Annotated in this window: 17 protein-coding genes; 6 read left to right on the top strand and 11 right to left on the bottom strand. The window is 69.9% G+C overall.

Annotation, left to right across the window (positions count from 1 at the left end):
• Positions 1 to 88 precede the first annotated feature (88 nt).
• Positions 89 to 1,114 carry an LLM class F420-dependent oxidoreductase gene (locus tag H074_RS07465; RefSeq protein WP_007029419.1) on the bottom strand — a complete coding sequence of 342 codons (1,026 nt, stop codon included), beginning with the start codon at positions 1,112 to 1,114 and terminating at the stop codon, positions 89 to 91.
• A 12-nt stretch (positions 1,115 to 1,126) separates the two neighbouring features.
• A complete protein-coding gene (locus tag H074_RS07460; RefSeq protein ID WP_007029418.1) occupies positions 1,127 to 2,047 on the bottom strand; it encodes an oxygenase MpaB family protein in 921 nt (306 codons plus the stop codon).
• A gap of 90 nt (positions 2,048 to 2,137) precedes the next feature.
• Between H074_RS07460 and H074_RS07455 the strand changes: the two genes are divergently transcribed.
• Positions 2,138 to 2,731 carry a TetR/AcrR family transcriptional regulator gene (locus H074_RS07455; RefSeq protein WP_007029417.1) on the top strand — a complete coding sequence of 198 codons (594 nt, stop codon included), beginning with the start codon at positions 2,138 to 2,140 and terminating at the stop codon, positions 2,729 to 2,731.
• On the opposite strand, the gene dmpG is transcribed toward H074_RS07455, so the two are convergent.
• Positions 2,722 to 3,756 carry a 4-hydroxy-2-oxovalerate aldolase gene (gene dmpG / locus H074_RS07450; protein ID WP_007029416.1) on the bottom strand — a complete coding sequence of 345 codons (1,035 nt, stop codon included), beginning with the start codon at positions 3,754 to 3,756 and terminating at the stop codon, positions 2,722 to 2,724. The two genes, H074_RS07455 and dmpG, sit on opposite strands and share 10 nt — an antisense overlap.
• Positions 3,753 to 4,655 carry an acetaldehyde dehydrogenase (acetylating) gene (locus H074_RS07445; RefSeq protein WP_007029415.1) on the bottom strand — a complete coding sequence of 301 codons (903 nt, stop codon included), beginning with the start codon at positions 4,653 to 4,655 and terminating at the stop codon, positions 3,753 to 3,755. The genes dmpG and H074_RS07445 overlap by 4 nt, the downstream gene beginning before the upstream one ends.
• A 41-nt stretch (positions 4,656 to 4,696) precedes the next feature.
• On the opposite strand from H074_RS07445, the gene H074_RS07440 reads away from it, so the two are divergent.
• Complete coding sequence (locus tag H074_RS07440; protein WP_007029414.1) at positions 4,697 to 5,464, top strand: IclR family transcriptional regulator; 768 nt, start codon at positions 4,697 to 4,699, stop codon at positions 5,462 to 5,464.
• A gap of 60 nt (positions 5,465 to 5,524) precedes the next feature.
• Here the strand turns inward: H074_RS07440 and H074_RS07435 are convergent, their stop codons facing one another.
• Positions 5,525 to 6,235 (bottom strand): MBL fold metallo-hydrolase, encoded by a 711-nt coding sequence (locus H074_RS07435; RefSeq protein WP_007029413.1) that lies wholly within the window; start codon positions 6,233 to 6,235, stop codon positions 5,525 to 5,527.
• A 17-nt stretch (positions 6,236 to 6,252) separates the two neighbouring features.
• Complete coding sequence (locus tag H074_RS07430) at positions 6,253 to 6,777, bottom strand: DinB family protein (protein ID WP_007029412.1); 525 nt, start codon at positions 6,775 to 6,777, stop codon at positions 6,253 to 6,255.
• 41 nt (positions 6,778 to 6,818) lie between these two features.
• Here H074_RS07430 and H074_RS07425 point away from each other — a divergent pair, with 41 nt between their 5' ends.
• Complete coding sequence (locus H074_RS07425) at positions 6,819 to 7,670, top strand: DMT family transporter (RefSeq protein WP_007029411.1); 852 nt, start codon at positions 6,819 to 6,821, stop codon at positions 7,668 to 7,670.
• Here H074_RS07425 and H074_RS07420 read toward each other — a convergent pair.
• Both H074_RS07420 and H074_RS07415 read right to left on the bottom strand, forming a co-directional pair.
• Positions 7,651 to 8,688 carry a FecCD family ABC transporter permease gene (locus H074_RS07420; protein ID WP_051071896.1) on the bottom strand — a complete coding sequence of 346 codons (1,038 nt, stop codon included), beginning with the start codon at positions 8,686 to 8,688 and terminating at the stop codon, positions 7,651 to 7,653. The two genes, H074_RS07425 and H074_RS07420, sit on opposite strands and share 20 nt — an antisense overlap.
• 23 nt (positions 8,689 to 8,711) lie before the next feature.
• Complete coding sequence (locus H074_RS07415) at positions 8,712 to 9,755, bottom strand: FecCD family ABC transporter permease (RefSeq protein ID WP_007029409.1); 1,044 nt, start codon at positions 9,753 to 9,755, stop codon at positions 8,712 to 8,714.
• Positions 9,756 to 9,859: 104 nt separating this feature from the next.
• Here H074_RS07415 and H074_RS07410 point away from each other — a divergent pair, with 104 nt between their 5' ends.
• The 3 genes from H074_RS07410 to H074_RS07400 all read left to right on the top strand — a co-directional run bounded on the left by H074_RS07410 (position 9,860) and on the right by H074_RS07400 (position 14,497).
• Entirely contained in the window at positions 9,860 to 11,545 is a 1,686-nt protein-coding gene (locus H074_RS07410; RefSeq protein WP_007029408.1) for an ABC transporter ATP-binding protein, read from the top strand.
• Positions 11,542 to 13,299 (top strand): ABC transporter ATP-binding protein, encoded by a 1,758-nt coding sequence (locus H074_RS07405; protein ID WP_007029407.1) that lies wholly within the window; start codon positions 11,542 to 11,544, stop codon positions 13,297 to 13,299. Before H074_RS07410 ends, H074_RS07405 begins: the two co-directional genes overlap by 4 nt.
• Before the next feature lie 112 nt (positions 13,300 to 13,411).
• Complete coding sequence (locus H074_RS07400) at positions 13,412 to 14,497, top strand: iron-siderophore ABC transporter substrate-binding protein (protein WP_007029406.1); 1,086 nt, start codon at positions 13,412 to 13,414, stop codon at positions 14,495 to 14,497.
• A gap of 439 nt (positions 14,498 to 14,936) precedes the next feature.
• On the opposite strand, the gene H074_RS07395 is transcribed toward H074_RS07400, so the two are convergent.
• The 3 genes from H074_RS07395 to H074_RS07385 form a co-directional block, all read right to left on the bottom strand.
• Positions 14,937 to 15,974 carry a metallophosphoesterase family protein gene (locus tag H074_RS07395; RefSeq protein ID WP_063705348.1) on the bottom strand — a complete coding sequence of 346 codons (1,038 nt, stop codon included), beginning with the start codon at positions 15,972 to 15,974 and terminating at the stop codon, positions 14,937 to 14,939.
• Positions 15,975 to 16,096: 122 nt separating this feature from the next.
• Positions 16,097 to 16,306, bottom strand: a complete 210-nt coding sequence (locus H074_RS07390; protein WP_007029404.1) for an MbtH family protein — start codon at positions 16,304 to 16,306, stop codon at positions 16,097 to 16,099.
• The coding region (locus H074_RS07385; protein ID WP_007029403.1) for a non-ribosomal peptide synthetase at positions 16,303 to 22,061 on the bottom strand (5,759 nt) is incomplete at its 5' end. The genes H074_RS07390 and H074_RS07385, both read right to left, overlap by 4 nt.

Here is a 22,061-nt window from a genome sequence, read left to right as displayed (position 1 = left end):
CTTTCCGGGCCAGACCCTGCAAGGTCTCCGTCCACACACATCATCATCACTGTGGCTTTCGCGACGTTGGCGGCCGAGGCTCGATCGTTTACGCGAGGGTCTCCGCGACCTTCGTGAGCGTCGCGGCATCGCCCCGCAAGAGCAGCGTGGTCACCACGGTCTCCTCCCACGCGGCGAGTTCGTCACGGATCTTTTCCGCGGGCCCGATCAGCGAGGTGTCCTCGACCAGCGACGTCGGGATCGCGGCGGTCGCCTCGTCCTTGCGGCCGGCCAGGTACAGCTCCTGGACCTTGTCGGCGACGTCCTCGTACCCCATCCGGGCGAAGACGTCGTGGTGGAAGTTGACCGATTTCGCGCCCATGCCGCCGATGTAGAGCGCGAGCGACGGTTTGATCCAGCTCGCGGCCTCTTCGACGTCGTCGTGGACGAGCACCGGAACCGACGCGGCGACCTCGAAATCGTCGAAACCGTGCCGGGCACCGGGACGCGAGAAGCCCTCCTGCAGCGCCGTCCGGTAGAAGGCGTCGCTCTTCGGCGAGAAGAACAGCGGGAGCCAGCCGTCGCAGATCTCCGCCGACAGCGCCACGTTCTTCGGCCCCTCGGCGGCGAGGAAGATCGGGATCTCCTCGCGGAACGGGTGCACTGTGGACTTGAGCGGCTTGCCGAGCCCTGTGCCGCCCCGCAGCGGCAACTGGAAGTGCTGCCCGTCGTGGGTCACCGGCGCCTCACGCGCGACGACCTTCCGCACGATGTCGACGTACTCGCGGGTGCGGGCGAGCGGCTTCGGATAGGGCTGCCCGTACCAGCCCTCGACCACCTGCGGCCCGGACGCGCCGAGCCCGAGCACGAACCGGCCGCCGGACAGGTGATCCAGCGTCAGCGCGTGCATCGCCGTCGCGGTCGGGGTGCGCGCCGACATCTGCACGATGTTGGTGCCGAGCTTGATCCGGCTGGTCGACGCGCCCCACCAGGCGAGCGGGGTGAACGCGTCCGAGCCGTAGCCCTCGGCGGTCCACACGGAATCGAAGCCGAGTTCTTCGGCCCGCAAGACCGCGTCCAGCGCGCCCTCGGGCGGGCCGGAGGACCAGTAGCCGAGGTGGTAACCAAGCTTCATCGAGGCTCCTCGTCAGACGTTCGGTGAGTAGTGCTCGGGTTTGCCCCGCTCCGAAAGCGGCGGAAGGTTCCTCGCGGGAGTCTCGACCAACGGCGCGTCCGGGGCCAGTTCGCCACGCTCCCGGCGCCAGCCCGCCCTGGCGCGCGGATGGTAACGGCGATCGTGCGGGACCAGCTTGAACGCGACGTTGATCAGCTTCCCCACGCGGCGGTGCCGCCGCTCGTCGCGTTCGGTCCAGGTGAAGCCGAGCCGCTCGCGGATCGGCGGGTCGTACAGGCCGACCGTCAGCCAGACGAAGTTCCGCGCCACCTGCCCTCGGACGAGGTTCCAGGCGAATTCCGGCAGCCAGGGCAGGAAATGCGGTTTGGCGATGTCCTTGATCTCGAGGACGTCGCGGGTCGCCTTGTTGTCCTCCAGCACGTCCTCGCACATGCGCTTCCAATACAGCTGGAAGTCCTCCCACGACTCCGGCACCGGGCGCATGCTCATGCCGTACATCTCGTACCACTGCACGTGCTCGTCGAACAGCTTCCGCTTCTCGGCCTCGCCGATACCTCCGACGAAGTTGTCGGCGATGAGGATCGCGCTCATGAAGAACGTCGAATGCGCCCAATAGAACGTGTCCGGGTTGAGCGCGTGATAGCGCCGCCCGTGTTTGTCGACGCCCTTGATCCGATCGTGGTAGCCACGGACTTCCAGCGCGGTTCGCCGAGCCCGCGGACCGTCGTAGATCACTCCCCCGATCGGGTACAGCGAGCGGAACAGCCGCTGCCAGCGCTCCTCGAAGAACCGCGAGTGCTCCTCGACGCCCGCGCCCAGCTCGGGGTGCATGTTCTGCATGGATCCGGCCCAGAGCGCGATGAGCAGCCCGCGCCAGTCGCCGAAGTACTTCCAGGTCAGCGAATCCGGTCCCAGCGGCCGCGGCTGTGTCATCCCCGGTCTCCTCAATGAGCTGGTTAAATTGACCACAACTGTTGTCAGGTTAAGGTTGACAACGGCCGTAGTCAACAAGAGGAGCCGATCATGGCCGGCCGGAGCTGGGCAGGCACGACCCTGGACGACCGCAAGGCCGCGCGACGGGGACAACTCGTCGACGCGGGCCTCGACCTGCTCGGCACCCAGGGCAGCGCCGGGGTGAGCGTCCGCGCGGTGTGCCGTCATGCCAAGCTGACGGAGCGGTACTTCTACGAGAGCTTCGCCGACCGCGAGGAGCTCGTCGTGGCGGTCTACGAGCACATCGGCGAACAGGCGCGGCAGGCACTGGTCGACGCGGTCAGCGACACGGCCGAACCCGCCGAACGGGCGAAGGCCGCCGTCCGCGCGTTCGTCGAATTGATGCTCGACGACCCGCGCAAGGGCCGTGTACTCCTGCTCGCGCCGATCACCGATCCCGCGCTGACCACCCGCGGGATCGCGCTCCTCCCCTCCTTCGCCGAACTGGTCAGCGGACAGCTGTCCCACGGTGACGCGGCCGAGCGGCAGATGATCTCGATCGGCTTGGTCGGCGCGCTGAGCAACGTGTTCATCGCCTACCTCGACGGCTCGCTCAAGGTGAGCCGCGAGCGCCTCATCGAGCATTGCGTCCGCCTCGTGCTCGGCGCCGACCGTCAGCCCTGACCGCGTTCGGCGACCAGCTGGAGGGCGATGTCGATGATCATGTCCTCCTGCCCGCCCACGTATTTCGCGGCGCCGACGCGATAGAGGATTTCGTGCGCCGGGACGTCGTACCGCTCCGCGGCGCGCTCCGCGTGCAGGAGGAAACTCGAGTACACCCCGGCGAATCCCTGCACGATCGACGACCGGTCCATCACCGGCAGCCGGGTGATGTAGGGCTTCACGACGTTCTCGGCCGCGTCCATCAGCACGTCCTTGTCGACGCCCGTGCGGATCCCGAGCCGCTCGAAGGTCGCCGCGAGGACCTCGGTCGGCGAGTTGCCCGCGCCCGCGCCGAGCGCCACGAGCGAACCGTCGATCTGCCGGGCGCCCGCCCGATAGGCGAGTACCGAGTTCGCGACACCGAAGCTCAGGTTCTGGTGCCCGTGGTAGCCGACCTGCGCCTCGTCCCCGAATTCCGCCACCAGTGCGGCGATCCGGTCGGCGGCCTCCTCCAGGATCAACGCGCCGGCGGAGTCGACGACGTACACGCATCGGCAGCCCGCGTCGACCATGATCCGGCCCTGTTTCGCCAGCGCTTCCGGCGTGGACATATGAGACAGCATCAGGAAACCGACCGTTTCCAGCCCGAGCTCGCGCGCCGCGCCGAAATGCTGGACGGAGACGTCGGCCTCGGTGCAGTGGGTCGCGATCCGGACCGCGCCCGCGCCGAGGTCGGCGACCACCCGCAGGTCGCCGACCGTGCCGAGTCCCGGCAGCAGCAGCACCGCGATCTTCGCGTGCCGTGCCTCGTCGACCGCCGCGGCGATCAGCTTCCGCTCGTCGACCAGGGAGAACCCGTAGTTGAACGTCGAGCCGCCGAGTCCGTCGCCGTGGCTGACCTCGATCAGCGAGACCCCGGCGTCGTCCAGCGCCCGGACGGTGTCGCGCACGTTCTTTTCGGTGAACTGGTGCGCCATCGCGTGACTGCCGTCGCGCAGGCTCGTGTCGACCAGCCGGACCTCGCGGTGCACGTCGTCCCAGCTCATGCCGCCACCTCCTGTGTGGCCAGAAGATCGCCGACACGGGCGGCCGCGGCCGTCATGATGTCGAGGTTCCCGGCGTACTTCGGCAGGAAGTCCCCGTTCCCTGCGACCTCCAGGAACACCGCGACCCGCGCCTGACCGCCCCAGCCCGGCCGGGGTGGATCGAATTGGGGGTCCGCCTTGAGCGTGTAGCCCGGCACGTAACCCTGGACGGTCTCGACCATCCGGTGGATGGATTCGCTCACCGCGTCGAAGTCCGCGTCCGGGTCGATCGCGCAGAACACCGTGTCGCGCATGATCATCGGCGGTTCGACCGGGTTGATGATGATGATCGCCTTGCCCCGGCTCGCTCCCCCGACGAGTTCGATCCCGCGCGCCGTCGTCGCGGTGAACTCGTCGATGTTCGCCCGCGTGCCCGGCCCGGCCGAGCGCGACGAGACGGACGCGACGATCTCCGCATAGGGCACCGGCGTCACCCGGGACACCGCGTGCACGATCGGGATCGTGGCCTGACCACCGCAGGTGATGAGGTTGACGTTCGGCACGTCGAGCCGTTCGGGCAGCCCCACGGCGGGGCAGGTGAACGGGCCCACCGCGGCCGGGGTCAGGTCGACCGCGCGGATTCCGGCGGTGGCGTACCGCGGCGCGTTCGCCAGATGCGCCTTCGCGGACGTCGCCTCGAAGACCAGGTCCGGCAGTTCATCGCGCGACAGCAGCCAGTCGACGCCGCGGGCCGAGGTCTCCAGTCCCAGTTCCGCGGCCTTGGCCAGCCCGTCCGAGTCCGGGTCCACGCCGACCATGTACCGCACCTCGACGTGTTCGCTGCGCCTCAGCTTCGCGAGCAGGTCGGTGCCGATGTTCCCGGGACCGACGATCGCGGCCACCGCTTTCCGTTGCGCCATGCCTGGTGACGCTCCCCGAGCGGATAGGGCACACTCAACCCATGCGTGCCGCTGGGCGGAACGACGACCCGGAACGAACCGGAGCGGACGGCCTCGTCGCCGCCCGGATCTCCGCGCTGCTCTCGGCCTTCCGCCCCGGCGACGACGCGCTCGGGGTTTCCGAACTGGCGCGGCGGACCGGACTGGCGAAATCGACCGTGCACCGGCTCACCGGGCACCTGGTCGCGACCGGCCTGCTCGAACGCGAGGGCGCGGCGCTGCGGCTCGGGCTGAAACTGTTCGAGATAGGCCAACTGGCGGTACGGCGACGGGGACTCGTCGAGGCGGCGCGTCCGTATCTCGCCGATCTCCGCGAGGCGACCCGCAACACCGTGCACCTCGCGGTCCTGGAAGGCACCGAGGTCGTCTATCTCGACATCCTGCGGGGCCCCGACGCGCCGTCACTGCCGTCCCGGATCGGTGGCCGTTTTCCCGCGCACGCCACCGGCGTCGGCAAGGCGATCCTCGCGTTCTCCCCGGAATCCGTTGTGACACAAGTGATCGACGCCGGATTGCCACGGGTCAGCGTGCGGACGATCACCGCCGCGGGCCTGCTGCGCCGTCAGCTCGCCAAGATTCATGGTGAAGGAATCGCGTTCGAGCGGGAGGAATCCGGCGTCGGCGTCGTCTGCGCGGCGAGCCCGCTGCTCGACGCGCAGGGGGTCGCGGTGGCGGCGTTGTCGATCTCCGGCTGGGCGAATCGCATGCACACCAACCGGGTCGCGCCCGCGGTACGGACCGCGGCCTTGGCTCTTTCCCGCACTCTCTGAGGAACTCGTGAGTGGTAAGGACGGTTCTAACCGTCCTTACCACTCACGAGGGGCCAGGGCTCAGCCGCCGAACATCAGCCGCCATTCCTCCAGCGACTTCGGCCGGAACACGAAGTTCGTGGCCTTCACCCGCGAAAGGTTCGCCGACGGTTCGGCCGAGTACTGGTGTCCCGGATAGACGACCGGATCCCCGTCCAGCCCGGCCAGCCACTGCAGGCTCCGGTAGATCGCTTCCGCGTCACCGCCGGGGAAATCGGTCCGGCCGCAGCCTTCGAGGAAAAGCGTGTCCCCCGAGACGAGCCGTCCGTCGACCAGGAAGCACTGGCTGCCCGGGGTGTGTCCCGGCGTGTGCAACAACCGGATCGGCACCGCGCCGACCTCGAGGACCTCGTCGTGCTCGTGCGAGCGCAGGTCGGTTTGAGAGACACCGGTGATGCGGCGGACCCACTCGGCCTCGGCGCCGTTGACGTGGATCGGCACCTGGACACGCTCCAGCAGTTCCGCGATCCCCGGCAGCGAGAAGCCCATCATCTCGCCGCCGACGTGGTCGGGGTGGTGATGCGTGGCGAGGACACCGGTCAGCCGCATGCCGTCGGCTTCCAGCAGGTCCAGCAGATCGCCGACGGCGTACGCCGGATCGACGATCACGGCCTCGTTCGTCTCCCGGTCGCCGATCAGATAGGCGAAGTTGACCATCTGCGTCGCGACGGGGTCCCCCACCGCGAAGTCACGGCCCGCGAGCAACTGCCGGAAGTACAGCCTGTCAGCCATGCACACACCTTACGGTGCTATTCGCCCGTGGTGCCGTCGGCCAGCTCCCGCAGGATGTCCAGATGCCCCACATGCCGCGCGGTCTCCTGGACGACGTGCGCGAGCACCCAGCGGACGGTGAACTTCCCTGATTTGCGCGCACGATCGTCCGGCGAGACCCCGGCCAGCGACGACTCCGCCAACGCCCACTCGGCGCGGTACGCCTCGACGACCGAGCGCGGGTCGTCGTCCTCGGTCAGGTCCCAGCTCGGATCGGGGGACCCTTCCCACAGCGAAGGCAGGTCGGCACCGCCCGCCTCGATCGAGAGCCACCAGCGCTCCACCGCGGTCAGATGCTTGAGCAGCCCCAGCGCGCTCATCCGCGGGGACGACGGCAGCGGTGTCGCGGCCGCCTGCTCCCTGGTCAGCCCGGCGACCTTGTTCACCGCGGTCGCGCGGAGGAAACGCAGGAAGTCCCACTGGATCCCGGCTTCGTCCTCGGCGATCCTGTCCGGCCAGGCCCGCCCCACCGGCTCGACGGCGCTCGAACTCGTGTTCGACATGCGGCAACCCTACACGGCGTGCAGGACTAGGCTCATCGTTCATGTGGTGGGGATTGATTTGCGCGTTCTTCGCGGCTTGTGCGTACGGGGTCGCTTCGGTGATGCAGGCGATCGCCGCGAAAGCGACCACGGGCGTCGAAGACCGCGTCGATCCCCGGCTGCTCGTGCGGGTGCTGCGGCAATGGAAGTTCGTCGCGGGTCTCGCGCTGGACGTCATCGGGTTCGTCGCCCAGGTCGCCGCCCTGCGGGTGCTGCCGCTGTTCGTCGTCCAGGCGGCGCTGGCGGGAAGCCTCGCCGTGACCGCGGTCGCCGCACGGGCACTCGGTGTCCGCTTGGGCCGTCGGGAGTGGACGGCCGTCGCGGTCGTCTGCGCCGGGCTCGCGTTGCTCGGGATGTCGGCGGAGAGCGAGGGCTCGGTGTCGACCGGGCTGGGTTTCCGGCTCGTGCTGATCGGCGCCGTCGTGGTTCTCGGCACGGCCGGGATGTTCGCCGGGCGCGCGTCGCGGCGGATCCGGACACCGGCGCTGGGCCTGATCGCGGGACTGTGCTTCGGCGTGGTCGCCCTTTCCGGCCGCGCGCTCACCAGTCTTGCCCCGCTGGATCTGCTGACCGACCCCGCGACGTACACGCTGGCCGTGGCGGGCGCGCTGGCGATGTTGTTCTACGCCACCGCGTTGCAGCGCGGCAGTGTCACCACCTCGACCGCGATGATGGTGATCGGCGAGACCGTCTTCCCGTCCCTGATCGGCGTGCTCGTGCTGGGCGACACCACGCGACCGGGCTTCGCGGCCGTGGCGGTGGTCGGGTTCGTGCTCGCGGTTTCGGCGGCGCTCGCGCTGGCCCGCTTCGGCGAGCCCGCGCCGATCGAGCCGGTCAGCGCGCAGCTCGGCTGACCCCGCGCCGGGACACCAGCAGCCAGGCCAGGTACAGCCCGCCGATCGCCCCGGTCACGAGACCGACGGGCAGGCCTGCCAGGAACTGCTGGGTGATCAGATCGCTCGTGACCAGCAGGAGCATGCCCATCAGCGCGGCGGCGGCGAGCCCTGGTCCCGAAGACCGTGTGAGCCGCTTCGCCAGCTGAGGCGCGGCGAGGGCCAGGAACGCGATAGGGCCGGCGGCCGCCGTCGCGATCGAACACATCCCGACGCTGACCCCGAGCAGCACGATCCGGCTCCGCTGGACCGGCACGCCGAGTCCCTTGGCCGAGTCGTCGCCCATCTCCAGCAGGGAAAGCCTTCTGCCGTAGACGAGGGCTGGCGGAAGCAGGACGGCGATGGCGATCGCGACCGGGACGACGTGCTCCCAGCCGCGTCCGTTGAGCCCGCCGACGAGCCACGCCTGTGCCGCGAGGCCGTCCTGCCAGGCGGCCCTGGTGATCAGATAGGAGTTGAACGCGATGAGCATCGCGTTCACCCCGATGCCGACGAGGATCAGCCGGAACGCGTGCACGCCGCCTTTCAGCGCGAGCAACGCGATCAGCGCCGCCGTCGCGACGCCGCCGACGAGCGCGCCCAACGACACCTGGAGCATGCCGCCGTGCACCACGATGATCGTCAGCAACGCACCGGCGGCGGCGCCTTCGGTGAAGCCGATGAAATCGGGGCTGCCCAAGGGATTGCCGGACAGGCTCTGCAGGATCGCGCCGCTGACCGCGAGCGCGCCGCCGACCAGCAGGGCGGTCAGCAGCCGGGGCAGCCGCAGGGTGGTCACGATGAACTCGGTGCTCCGGTCGCCGAAACCGAACAGCGTCTGGATGACCTCGCCGACCGACAGTGGGTAGTCGCCGGTGGTCATGCTGACCGCGCCGACGAAGAACACGGCGACGGCCAGGAGTGCGACGACGATCGCGGCCCGAGGGGTGACGCGCAGGGAAAGTCCGCCGCCCGGGGTGCGCAGGACGCGGGTGCTCATCGGTAAGTGCTCCTTGATCGCGGTCACAGCCGGGCCAGCTTCCTGCGGCGGCAGAGCGCGATGAACACCGGCGCACCGAGGAACGCGACCACGATGCCCGCCTGCAGTTCCTCCGGCGGGTTCAGCACGCGGCCGACGACGTCGGCGCCGATCAGCGCGATCGGCGCGAGCAGCATCGAATACGGCAGGACCCAGCGCTGATCCGGGCCGACCAGCATGCGCGCGGCGTGCGGTACGGCGAGCCCGAGGAACAGGACCGGCCCGATGGCCGCGGTACCCGCGCCGCAGAGCAGGGTCACCACGACGGCGCCCAGCACCCGGGTGCGGCCCACGTGGGCGCCGAGCGCCCTGCCGGTCTGGTCGCCGAGCGCGAGGACGTTGAGCGGCCGGGCCAGCAGCAGCGCGATGATCGCGCCGACCACGACGAACGGCGAGATCTGCAGCAGCACGTCCCATTTCCGGCCGCTGAGCGAACCGACGTTCCAGAACCGGAACTGGTTGAACGTCTCCGGCATCAGCAACAGCACGCCGACGATGTAGGCCTGGAGCACCGCCATCACGGCCGAACCGGCGAGCACGAGCCGGTCCGGCGTGGCGCTGCGGCCCGCCGAGCCGAGGACGTACACCACGACCGAGGCGATCGCCGCCCCGGCGAAGGCGAACCAGATGTAGCCGAGCACGCCGGTGACGCCGACGAACGCGATCCCCGACACGACCGCGGCCGCGGCGCCGGTGTTGACGCCGAGCAGGCCGGGGTCGGCGAGCGGGTTCCGGGTGAGCGCCTGCATCACCGCGCCCGCCAGGCCGAGCGCCACCCCGACGACCACCCCCAGCAAGGTCCGCGGGATGCGGAGGTCGTGGATGATCACCGCGTCGGTCGAGCCGTCGTTGTGCCACAGCACCGACCAGGTGGAGGTGAACGGGATGCTCTTCGACCCCACCCAGATGCTGAGCAGGAACATCAGCGCCAGCAGGGCGAGCCCGACCACCAGACCGCCGGCGCGGAACGTCCGTGCCGCCGCGCTCGGCGGGGACACCGCGGCGGGCGGGCGTTCGGTGACGACCACGAAACCTCCTTCAAGTGAGGCGAGGCTAACCGAACGCCGGAGTTCACCTCAACGAGCCACCTACTTAGACTAGCCTTACCTACCCCTGAGAAATGGAGGCGCCGGTGTCCGCAACGGCCACCACCAGCCGGAGCGTCCTGCGCCAGGCGATTTCCGGGCAGCGACGGCAGGTCACGCTCGCGTCCGTGCTCGCCGCCGGGCACCAGGGCGGTGAAGCACTCGTCCCGGTGATCATCGGGGTGGTGATCGACCGGGCGGTCGACGGCGGTTCGGCGGGCACGCTCGTATTCTGGATCGCCGTACTCGGCGTGGTCTTCGCCGGACTGTCCTACAGCTACCGGTTCGCCGCGCGTGCGGCCGAAGGCGCGTCGCTGCGGGCGGCGCACGACCTCCGCATCGCGATCAGCCGGCGGGTCCTGCATCCCGGCGGCGGCGCCGAGCACGGCAAGCCGGCGGGCGAACTGGTCAACATCGGCACCAGCGACGCGCAGCGGGTCGGGGTGGTGAACGCGGCGCTGCCGTTCGGGATCGCCGCGCTCGCCGGGGTACTGGTCAGCGCCATCGCCCTGCTGCGCATCTCGCTCCCGCTGGGTCTCCTCGTACTCCTGGGCACGCCGCCGCTGCTGTACCTCGCGCATCTCATCGGCAAGCCGCTGGAGCGCCGCAGCGAGGCGGAGCAGGAACGTTCCGCGCACGCCTCGGGGGTCGCCACCGATCTGGTCTCCGGTCTGCGGGTGCTCAAGGGGATCGGCGCCGAACCGGCCGCCGTCGCCCGCTATCGCGACACGAGCCGGAACTCGCTCGAGGCGACCTTGCGCGCCGCGCGGGCCAAGGCCTGGCACGACGGCGCGGTGCTGGCGCTGACCGGCGTCTTCATCGCGATCGTCGCCCTCGTCGGCGGGCATCTCGCGTCGTCGGGGTCGATCAGCGTCGGCGACCTCGTCGCGGCCGTCGGGCTCGCCCAGTTCCTGCTCACCCCGTTCCTGATCTTCTCGTGGGTCAACGGCGAACTGGCGCAGGGCCGCGCGTCGGCGTCCCGGGTCGCCGACCTGCTGACCACGCCGACGGTGGTCGAGGCCGGCGACGGCGAACTCCCGTCGCCCGCCACGGGGAATGTCCGGTTCACCGAGGTTTCCTACGGCAGCCTCCGCGGTGTCGACCTCGACATCCCGGCCGGGCAGCTGATCGGCGTCGTCGCCGCCGATCCGGCCGCCGCGACCGATCTGCTCGACTGCCTCGGCCGCGCGGGCGATCCGGCCGAGGGCAAGGTCCACGTCGACGGCGTCGATCTGTCCACTGTGGACCCCGACCGGGTACGAGAGGTCGTCCTGGTCGCCGCGCACGACGCGGACCTGTTCGAAGGAACGCTCGCGGAGAACGTCCACTCCGGCGACCGCTCACCCGACGAAGCGCTGGCCGCGTCAGCGGCGGACGAGGTCGCGGCGGCGCTGCCGGACGGCACCGCGACCGCGGTCACCGAGCGCGGACGCTCCTTGTCCGGCGGCCAGCGACAGCGTGTCGCGCTCGCCCGCGCGCTCGCCGCGGACGCGCCGGTGCTCGTCGTCCACGATCCGACGACGGCGGTCGACACGGTGACCGAGGCGAAGATCGCCACCGGGCTCGCCCGGCTACGACAAGGACGGACCACGATCCTGGTGACCACCAGCCCCGCCCTGCTCGCCGTGACGGACCGTGTCGTCGTCCTCGACGGCGGCCGGATCACCGGTGAGGGCGGCCACGCCGAACTCGCCCGCGATCGCGCCGACTACCGCGCGGCGGTGCTGTCATGACCCGCGAACTCCTCCCCACGGCCGACGGCAAGCGGATCCGCGCGGTCCTCGGCGAACTGCTCCGCACCTCGAAGGCCCGTGCCGCCGGCGCGCTCGTGCTGCTCGCCGGCGCGACCGCGATCGGACTGCTCACCGCCCGTCTGCTGGGCCACATCGTCGACCTGGTCATCGAGAAGCGGCCGGCGACCGAGCTGACCACACCGGTGGTGGCACTGGTCCTGGTCGCCGTCGCACAGGCGATCGCGACGGCCTTGGGTGTCTCGCTCACCGCGAAGCTCGGCGAAACGCTGCTGGCGGAGCTGCGCGAACGGTTCGTCGACCGGGCGCTGGGCCTCCCGCTGGGACAGGTCGAACGCGCGGGCTCCGGCGACCTGACGGCCCGCGTCACCAACGACGTCACGGTGGTCGCGAGGGCGGTCCGCGAGGCCCTGCCCGAACTGGGCCGCTCGGTGCTCACCATCGTGCTGACCCTCGGCGCGCTCGCCGTCCTCGACTGGCGGTTCCTTCTGGCCGCGCTGCTGGCGACACCGATCCAGCTGCACACGGTGCGCTGGTACGTCCGCAACGCCGTCCCCTTGTACGCGAAGCAGCGGATCGCGACGGGTTCGCAGCAGCAGCAACTGCTCGACACGATCGGCGGCGCGAAGACCGTCCGCGCGTTCCGTCTGGCGGACGCCCACGTGGAGCGCGTCCGGCAGCGGTCCGAGGGCGCGATGGACCTGATGCTGCGCGGCGTCCGGCTGATGACGAAGTTCTTCGCCCGGCTCAATCTGGCCGAGTTCGTCGGTCTCTCGGCGGTGCTCGCGGCCGGTTTCCTGCTCGTGGGCGCCGACGCGGTGACCGTCGGCGCGGCGACGGCGGCGGCGTTGTACTTCCACAGCCTGTTCGGTCCGATCAACACCGCGCTCGCGCTCGTGGACGACGCGCAGGCGGCCGCCGCGAGCCTCGCCCGGCTGATCGGTGTCGCCGATCTGCCCGCGCCTCGCGAACCCGAGTCGCCCGCGAAACCCGTCGACGCCTCGGTGAAGGCGGCGGGAATCTCGCATTCCTATGTGGACGGACATCCGGTACTGCGGGACGTCGACCTCAGCCTCTCCCCCGGCGAACGGGTGGCACTGGTCGGCGCGAGCGGAGCCGGGAAGACGACGCTGGCCAAGCTGATCGCCGGGATCCACACCCCGGCCGCGGGCACGGTCTCCGTCGGCGGGGTCCCGCTCGACGAGCTCGGGCCGTCCGCCACGCGGCAGGCGGTCGCGCTGATCAGTCAGGAAGTGCACGTCTTCGCCGGTTCGCTGGCGGACGATCTCCGCCTCGCCCGTCCCAGCGCGTCCGACGCGGAACTGCTGACGGCACTGGAAAAAGTCGGCGCGCGCGGCTGGGCCGAGGCGCTGAGCGAAGGTCTCGCGACCGTGGTCGGCGAAGGCGGGCATCAGCTGACTGTCACCCAATCGCAGCAGCTGGCGCTGGCGAGACTGGTCCTCGCGGACCCGCCGATCGCGATCCTCGACGAGGCCACCGCCGAAGCCGGGAGCGCGGGCGCGAAGACCCTCGAAGCCGCCGCGGCCGCCGCGCTCGAAGGCCGGACCGGTCTCGTCGTCGCGCACCGGCTGACGCAGGCGGCGGCGTCGGACCGTGTCGTCGTGCTCGACGCGGGCGTGATCGTCGAAAGCGGGACGCACGACGAACTCGTGGCCTCCGGCGGTCAATACGCAACGCTTTGGGCGGCCTGGTCTGACAACCGTTCACAGACGTGACCCGGGACGCAGCGTCACCGGTTGCAATCGACCCGTCCGCGTCTTAGGTTAGCCAAACCTGATTTCGATTAACCCGGCACTGCGCCGGACCGCCGATCACGAAGGACGGACGATGGCCCGAATCCCCACTCTCTCCGCCGTGCGCGGGCGCCTGAAGACCGCCGGCCTGCTGGCGTCCACCCTGGTGCTGGCCGCCTCGCTCACCGCGTGCGGAGGAGGCGGTGAGTCGGCCACCCCGGCCGCGCAGAACTCCGCAGGCTCCGCGGTCGACGCGAACGCGTTCCCGACCACGATCGAGCACAAGTACGGCAGCACCACCATCACCCAGGAGCCCAAGCGCGTCGTGACGGTCGGCCTGACCGAACAGGACGCGCTGCTCGCCCTCGGCGTGGTCCCGGTCGGTGTCACCGAATGGCTCGGCAAGTTCCCCGGCACCATCGGCCCGTGGGCGACCGACAAGCTCGGTGGCGCCGCGCTGCCCGAGGTCCTCAAGGACGTGGACGGGCCGCAGTACGAGAAGATCGCCGCGCTCAAGCCGGATCTGATCATCGCGCTGTACTCGGGGCTCACCAAGGAGCAGTACGACAAGCTGAGTCAGATCGGCGTCCCGGTCGTCGCGCAGCCGAAGGAGTACAACGACTACGGCATCCCGTGGCAGGAGGCGACCAAGAAGGTCGGCCAGGCCGTCGGGCGCGCGACCAAGGCCGGCGAACTGGTCAAGGGTGTCGAGGACAAGTTCGCCCAGATTCGCAAGGAGCACCCGGAATTCGCGGGCAAGTCGGCGCTGATGGCGTCGACCTACGAAGGCTACTTCGTCTACGGCAGCCAGGATCCGCGCTCGCGCATCCTCGAATCGGTCGGCTTCAAGCTGCCCGCCGACCTCGACGCCGCCATCGGTGACAAGTTCGGCAAGAGCCTCAGCGCCGAACGGACCGACCTGCTCGACCGCGACGCGCTCGTGTGGCTCATCGACACCCCGGCCAAGGCGCAGGAGATCCTCGGCAAGGACGCGCTCTACACCGGTCTCAAGGTGGCGAAGGAAAAGCGCGAGGTCTTCATCGAGAACGAAAGCACCTACGGCAGCGCGGTCTCCTTCGTGACCGTACTGAGCCTGCCGTACGTGATCGACCGGATCGTCCCGCAGCTGTCCGCCGCGGTCGACGGTGACCCGAAGACCGAGGTCAAACCGGCCAACTGAGCTCGTGAGCGGGGACGATTTCGGACGTTCAGCGTCCGGAATCGTCCCCGCTCGGCGTGTCGGCTCCAGCGCTTGAGTGGCACGACCTTGATCAACGGAGGATCGGGGACGTTGAGTGTCCCGGATCCTCCGTTGATCATGGCCGGGGACCGGGTCACCTCGCTCGTCGCCTTCGTGCAGGTCAGCAGCAGGTAGGCAAATACCGGGACGGTTCTATCGAGCGGTAGGGCAAAGGAGGCCTTCACGGACACCCGAACGACACCTGCGGCCCCAAGCACATCAGCAGTCACAGCGATAACGCGCGAAGGCCGTGCGCGGTACATGATGGCCCCCTTCCTTGCGCCTGGCGCAAGGAAGGGGGCCATCATGTACTCGCAAGGGTCCTTCACACGGCACCGCTGTGACATGACACCTTTGACTTTCGGCTCTCTAATCGTCCTTACCACTCACGAGGCCGGAAGTTGTGCAGCGGAACGGTGATCTGCTTCAGCCAGGTCTTCGTGGTGAAGTCGCGGGCCTTGATGACCACCGAACCAGGCGAGACCTCGACCTGCAGTCCCTGGTTGAACGCGCCGCCGAGCGACACCTCCCCGCCCTTGCCGTCGTCCGTCCACCCGGTCTGCACGGCCGCGGTGTTGACCACGGTGAACCCTTCGAGGTTGCCGGTTCCCGGGACCACCCGGCGGACCACCCAGTCCGACAGGTTGAGATCCCAGTGCGTGTGCCCGGAGAAGAGGAACACGTCCGGATGGCGGCCGAGGATCGCGAGAAGCCTGTCGGGCTGGAGATAATCGGACCGGTAGAGCTTGTTGTGCGTGCCGGAAACCGTGTTGGGCAGCGGATGATGGGTCAGCACCATCACCGGGCTGCGCCGGTTCGACCAGTACCGGAGGCGCTGTTCGAGCCAGGTGAACTGGCGGTCGCTCATCCAGACCTCGTCCCACAGCTTGGGGTCGTGGTACTTCGCGTACCTCTCGGTTCCGAGGCAGAGCACCGGAACCCCGCCGAACGACGTCTCGCTGTAGACGGTGTTGCGGCCCGCGAACCGGTAGAAGCTGCGGAAAAGTGAGTCCTCGGTCGTCCCGTTGGGCCAGGTCTCCTGGGCGAGGGTGTCGGGATCCCGCCATTTCGGGACGTAGAACTCGTGGTTGCCGATGGCCCACGCGACCTCGCGCGGATGCGGGTGCTTGTCGAAGGTCGAGCGAAGCTGGGCGTACTCGAAGTCGTAGCCGCGCGGGGTGAGGTCGCCCGCGATACCGAGTCCCGCACTGCCAGGGTTGATCGCGTGCAGGTCGTCGAGCGCGCGACCGAAGTCGGTGAGGTCACCCTGGATGTCGCTGAGGATGTTGAAGCGGACGACCGGCCAGTGCGGACCCCACTTCCCTTGGGCCTGGGGTTGCGCTTCCGCCTGACCCGGCAGCATCGCTGCCCCTGCCGCCGCACCACCGGCGGTCACCATGAACGCTCTTCGATCCATAACCCGAACGCTACTCACGTTCTATGGCCGAATTCGGTCGCGATTCTGAACAACACAAGTCCGTGAAGGCCTCCTTGAGGGACCCTGGGTCCCTCAAGGAGGCCTTCACGGAACGAAGCGGGTCAGGACTCCATGGCCTTGACGAGCGAAGCGGGCCGCAGGTCCGTCCAGTTCGTCTCGACGTATTCGAGGCACTCCGGACGCGAAGCCGGGCCGAACTTCGTGGTCCAGCCCGCCGGGACCTCGACGAACTCGGGCCACAGGCTGTGCTGACCCTCGTCGTTGACGAGCACCAGGTACGTGCCGTCCGGGTTCTCGAACGGGTTCGTCATGCCGTGTTCTCCTTCTCTGTTTCCGATGAATCCAGCGAATCCGCCCGGCGGATGAGCGCGTCCAGCGCGAGGAACCAGCCTTCCGCGAGTTCCCGCACCGAGTCTTCGGTGAGCACGGCCTCCGGCCAGGTCCAGTGTGCGCCCAGTTCGGGGCCGCCGGGGCGGTCCTCGGTCAGGACGTTGATCGTCAGCGCGTGCGAGACCGGCATCCCGTCGTCGGGGCCGAGTTCGGCCGCCTCGGCCTCCGGGGCGTACGACCAGTCGGTCGCCTCGGGGACGCCGATCCGGCCCAGGTAGTTGAACTCGATCTGTGGCTTCGCGAACTTCGCGAGCTCAGGACGGGTACGAGGGTCGAGATACCGGAGTACGCCGTGTCCGATGCCCCCGTCCGGCAGCCCGTCGAGGCGGATCCGGACCCGCTCGAGCGCGTCACCGGCGGCGGCTCCGCCCGCGAACGCGTCCTCCAGGTCGAGGTCGCCCAGGTCCAGGCACACCGGGACGACGCTGGTGAACCAGCCGACCGTCCGCGAAAGGTCCGCCCCGGCGGCCAGTTCCTCTTCGCGGCCGTGTCCCTCGACGTCGACCAGCACCGCCTGCCCTCCGTCCCGGCGCCACCGTGCGACAGCGAGGGCGAGGCCGGTGAGCAGGACGTCGTTGATCGTCGCCCGGAACGCCGACGGCACCCGGGACAGCAGCGGGGCCGTCCGCTCGGCGGGCAACGTCAGCGACACCTTCTTCACGGTTCCCTGCACGTCCCGCGTGGGGTCGAGCGGCCGGTCCAGCGGGATCGGATCCCCGCCGCCCAGCACCGACTTCCACCGGTCCAGCTCGCCCTCACGATCCTGTGTGGACAGTGCCCGCGACCACCGCCGGAACGATGTGTCCACAGAGGACAGTTCCGGCTCCTCACCGCGTGCGACAGCTTCCCAGGCGGAAGCGAGGTCCGGCAGCAGGATCCGCCACGAGACGCCGTCGACGGCCAGGTGATGGATCATCAGCAGCAGTCGTCCGGGGCCCGATGATCCCGCGTCGAACCACGTCGCGTTCAGCATCACGCCGGCGTCCGGGTCCAGCCGGGCACGGGCCGTCTCCGCGTGCCGCTCGATCAGGGCGAACAGATCACCGTCTTCGACGTCGACACGCTCGACGAGCACCTCGGCGGATTCGGCCACCCGCAGCACCCAGCCGTCCACCGACCGATCGAGCCGCGCGCGCAGCATGTCGTGCCTCGCGACGAGCACTCCGAGCACGGTCTTCAGCTGCTCGCCGGTCATCCCGGACGGCGTCCGCAGCAACGCCGCCTGGTGATAGCCGTCGATCGGGCCGCCGAGTTCGCGGAGCGCGTGCATGATCGGCGTGAGCGCGACCGTACCGTCGTCTTCGATGCGCTCGGCGACCTCGGCCAGCGCCGCGACCGTCCGGCGCGCGAACACCTCGTGCGGCGTGATCTTCAGCCCGGCCGCGCGAGCCCGCCCGACCAGCCGCATCGCGACGATGCTGTCCCCGCCGAGCGCGAAGAAGTCGTCGTCGGCACCGAGTTCCGGCACGTAGAGCACCTCTGCGAAGAGCGCGCACAATGTCTTCTCCAGCGCGGTCTCGGGCGGCCGGCCACCGGAAAGCTCCGAGTAGTCCGGCGCGGGCAGCGCCTTGCGGTCCAGCTTCCCGTTCGACAGCACGGGAAGCGCGTCGAGGGTGACGAACGCCACCGGGACCATGTAGTCCGGCAGCGTCTCGGCCGCGAACCGCCGCAGCTCGTCGCGATCCGCGGTGGACACCACGTACGCCACCAACTGCTTCACCCGCGGGCGGTCCTCGCGCACCAGGACGACGGCCTGAGAGACATCGTCGTGCCGTTCGAGCACGGCTTCGATCTCGCCGGGTTCGACCCGGAACCCGCGGATCTTCGCCTGGTCGTCGGCGCGTCCGCCGAAGTCCAGCCGACCGTCCGCGGTCCAGCGGGCGAGGTCGCCGGTGCGGTACATCCGGGCTCCCGCCGGGCCGAACGGATCCGCCACGAACCGCTCCGACGTCAGCGCCGCCCGCCCGAGGTAACCCCGGGCGAGACCGGAGCCCGCGAGGTACAGCTCACCGGTGACCCCGGGCGGCACCGGCCGCAGCGCCGCGTCCAGCACGTAGGCACGCGTGTTCGCGACCGGCCTGCCGACCAGCGGCTTCTCGCTGTCGCCGATCCTCGCGACCAGGGCGTCCACTGTGGACTCGGTCGGCCCGTACAGGTTGAAGGCCTCGGTTCCCTCCAGTGTGGCCAGACGGCGCCACAGGCTCTCGGGTACCGCCTCACCGCCGACCCCGATCACCGCGAGCGGGCACCGGTCGCCGTCGAGCAGCCCCGCGTCCGCCATCTGCGCGAAGAACGACGGAGTGACCTCGATGAAGTCGAAACCGTCCCGTTCGATCATCGCGGCCAGCAGTTCGGGATCGCGCCTGGTCTCCTCGCCCACGATGTGCACGGCGTGCCCGTCGAGCAGCCACAACTGCGGCTGCCAGGAGGCGTCGAACGAGAACGACCACGCGTGTCCCACCCGCAGATGCGGTTTTCCGGTGGCCTCGACCGCGGGCCGGTGCAAGGTGGCGCGGTGGCTGTGAAACAGGTTGACCACGCCGCGATGCGGGACGACGACCCCCTTGGGCGTCCCCGTCGAGCCCGACGTGTAGATCACGTACGCCGGATGCTCCGGGCCTAGCGGGCGAACGCGGTCCCGATCGGTCAGGTCGTGCGCCTGCCGGTCCTCGGTGACGAGCGCGCACAGCGCCAGCGTCTCGATCTTCGTCCGGGGCAACGACTCCAGCAGCTCGGGTTCGGTCAGGATCACCTTGGGCCTCGCGTCGGCGAGCATCGCGGCCAGCCGTTCGGCCGGATAGTCCGGGTCGAGCGGCAGGTACGCCGCGCCGGCCTTGTGGACCGCGAGGATCGCCAGCAGCACGTCCGCCGAACGCGGCAAGGCCAAGGCGACGAAGTCCTCGGGCCCCACACCGTGGGCGACCAAGGCCCTGGCGAGCCGGTTCGCGCGCTCGTTGAGTTCGGCGAAGGTCAACGTGACCTCGCCGGACACCACTGCCGTGGCTTCGGGCGAACGCCGGACCTGGTCCTCGAACAGACCGGCCACCGTGGACGGTTCGACGGCGAGCGCCGTCCCGTTCCACTCGCGCACGATCAGGTCGAGGTCGGCGTCGGCCAGGATGTCGACCCTGCCGACGACGGTGTCCACAGCGGACACCATCGTGGCGAGCACGCGCGCCATCGCGGGGAGAAGCCGTTCCGGCAGGCCGGCGTCGAACAGGTCGGAGCGGTACTCGGCGGTGAGCTTCAGCCGTGCGCCGGGTTCCACCGCCCAGGTGAGCGGATAGTGCGTGGAGTCCTCGTGGCGCACGATCTCCCCGCGCAGCCCGGCTCCGGTCTCGTCCTCGTCCGCGCCCGGATAGCTCTCGAACACCATCAGCGTGTCGAAGAGCTCCCCCAGTCCGGCGCCGCGCTGGATGTCGGCGAGCCCGGAGTGCTGGTGCGCGAGCAGGCCGGACTGCTCGTCCTGGACCCGGTCGAGCAGGTCGCCCAGCTTTTCGGCCGGGTCGAGCACGATCCGCACCGGGATCGTGTTGATGAACAGGCCGATCATCCGCTCGACCCCGGCCAGTTCGGGCGGGCGCCCGGCGACCGTCGCGCCGAACACGACGTCCGACCGGCCGGTCAGCCTGCCGAGCACGATGCTCCACGCGGTCTGGACCAGCGTGTTCAGCGTCAGACCGCGCGAGCGGGCGAGCCCGCCCAGCGCCTCGGTCTCCTGCTTCGGCAACTCCAGCGACAGCCGCTCCGGCAGGGCCGGGACCCGCTGCGGGTCGTGCGGGACGAGATGCGTCGGTTCGGTCAGGCCGCTGAGCGCCTGCCGCCAAGCGGCCTCGGCAGCCTCACGGTCCTGATCGCCGAGCCAGCCGAGATGGTCTCGGTACTGACGAACCGGCGGCAGGTCCGCGCCGGCGTACAGCTGGGACAGTTCCGCGAACAGTTGCGGCACCGACCAGCCGTCGAGCAGCACGTGCTGATGGGTGAACACCAGCCGGTGCCGTCCATCCGCCACGGCGAGCAGCAGGAAACGCAGCACCGGCCCGGCCGCCGGATCGAAACGGCGCCGGTCGTGGGCCATCTCCGCTTCGACGGTGTCCGCCGAAGCCACGAAACGCCAGGGAACCGTGACCGAACGCGCCACCAGCGCGACAGGGCGGCCGGACGCGAGGTAGCGGTAGCCGGTGCGCAGGACGGCATGCCGGTCGACGAGTGCCTGGGCGGCGTCACGCAGCCGGACCGGATCGAGCGGCCCGTCGAGATCGAAGGACACCTGGACCGTGTAGACGTCCGGTCCGTCGCCGTCCATCGTCGCGTGGAAGAGCAACCCGGCCTGCAACGGCGTCAGTGGCCACACCTCGGCCGTGTCCGGCGCGACGTCGAGGATCTCCGCACGTTCGCCCGCATCGAGCTCCACCAACGGTTTCCCGCTCGCCGGCGCGGGCGCGTCGAGGCGCACCGAGCTGACCTCGGCCAGGGCCGCGACGGTCCGGTGCCGGAACACGTCACGCGGGCTCAGCAGCAGCCCGGCACTCCGTACGCGGCCGACCAGCTGCATCGCGACGATGCTGTCCCCGCCGAGGCGGAAGAAGTCGTCGTGGACACCGACCGTCTCCAGCCCGAGCACCCCGGCGACGAGCGACGCGAGCAGTTCCTCGCGTGGTGTGCGCGGCGCGTCGCCGGTGACCTCGCCGGAGAAGTCCGGGGCGGGCAGTGCCTTCCGATTGAGTTTCCCGTTGGGTGTCAACGGGAACCCGTCCAGCACCACGAACGCCGACGGCACCATGTACTCCGGCAGAGCGGCCTCCGCCAGCCGCCGCATCTCTTCGACGTCGGCCGTCCCGGCCAGGTAGGCGACGAGCCTGCCTTCCCGCAGGACCACCCGCGCCGGGACCGGCCGGGAGAGCACGGACTCGATCTCGCCCAGCTCGATCCGGAAGCCGCGCAGCTTGACCTGGTCGTCGGCGCGGCCGAGATAGTCGAGCACGCCGTCGGCACGCCACCGCGCGAGGTCCCCCGTGCGGTACATCCTCTCCCCCTCGGCGAACGGGTTCGCCACGAACCGCTCGGCGGTCAGCCCGGCCCGGCCGAGGTAGCCGCGCGCGAGTTGCGCGCCCGCCAGGTACAGCTCGCCCGCCACGCCCGGCGGAACCGGGCGGAGCCGGGCGTCCAGCACGTGGACCTGCGTGTTCCACACCGGGCGTCCGATGGGAACGGTGTCGTCGACAATCTCCCACGAGGTCACGTCCACCGAAGCCTCTGTCGGCCCGTAGAGGTTGTACAGGGGGACGTCCACGCGAGCCGCCAGTTCCGGCGGCAGCGCCTCACCACTGCACAGGACCCGGCGGACGCCGTGCCACCGCGGTTCTCCGGCGAGGAACGCCTCCAGCATCGACGGGACGAAGTGCAGGGTCGTGATCCGCTGGTCGCGGATCAGCTCCTCGAGATACCGCGGATCCCGGTGCCCGTCCGGTCTGGCGACCACCAGCGTCGCACCGGTCAGGAGCGGCCAGAAGAACTCCCACACCGACACGTCGAAACTCGACGGCGTCTTCTGCAACACGCGATCATCGGCGGCGAGACCGTACTCGTCCTGCATCCACAACAGCCGGTTCACGATGCCCTCATGAGGCACCACGACACCCTTGGGACGCCCCGTCGAACCCGACGTGTAGATCA

The organism is Amycolatopsis decaplanina DSM 44594 (assembly GCF_000342005.1).
GTDB classification, from domain to species: Bacteria; Actinomycetota; Actinomycetes; order Mycobacteriales; family Pseudonocardiaceae; genus Amycolatopsis; species Amycolatopsis decaplanina.
This window is presented reverse-complemented; position numbering and strand designations above follow the sequence as displayed.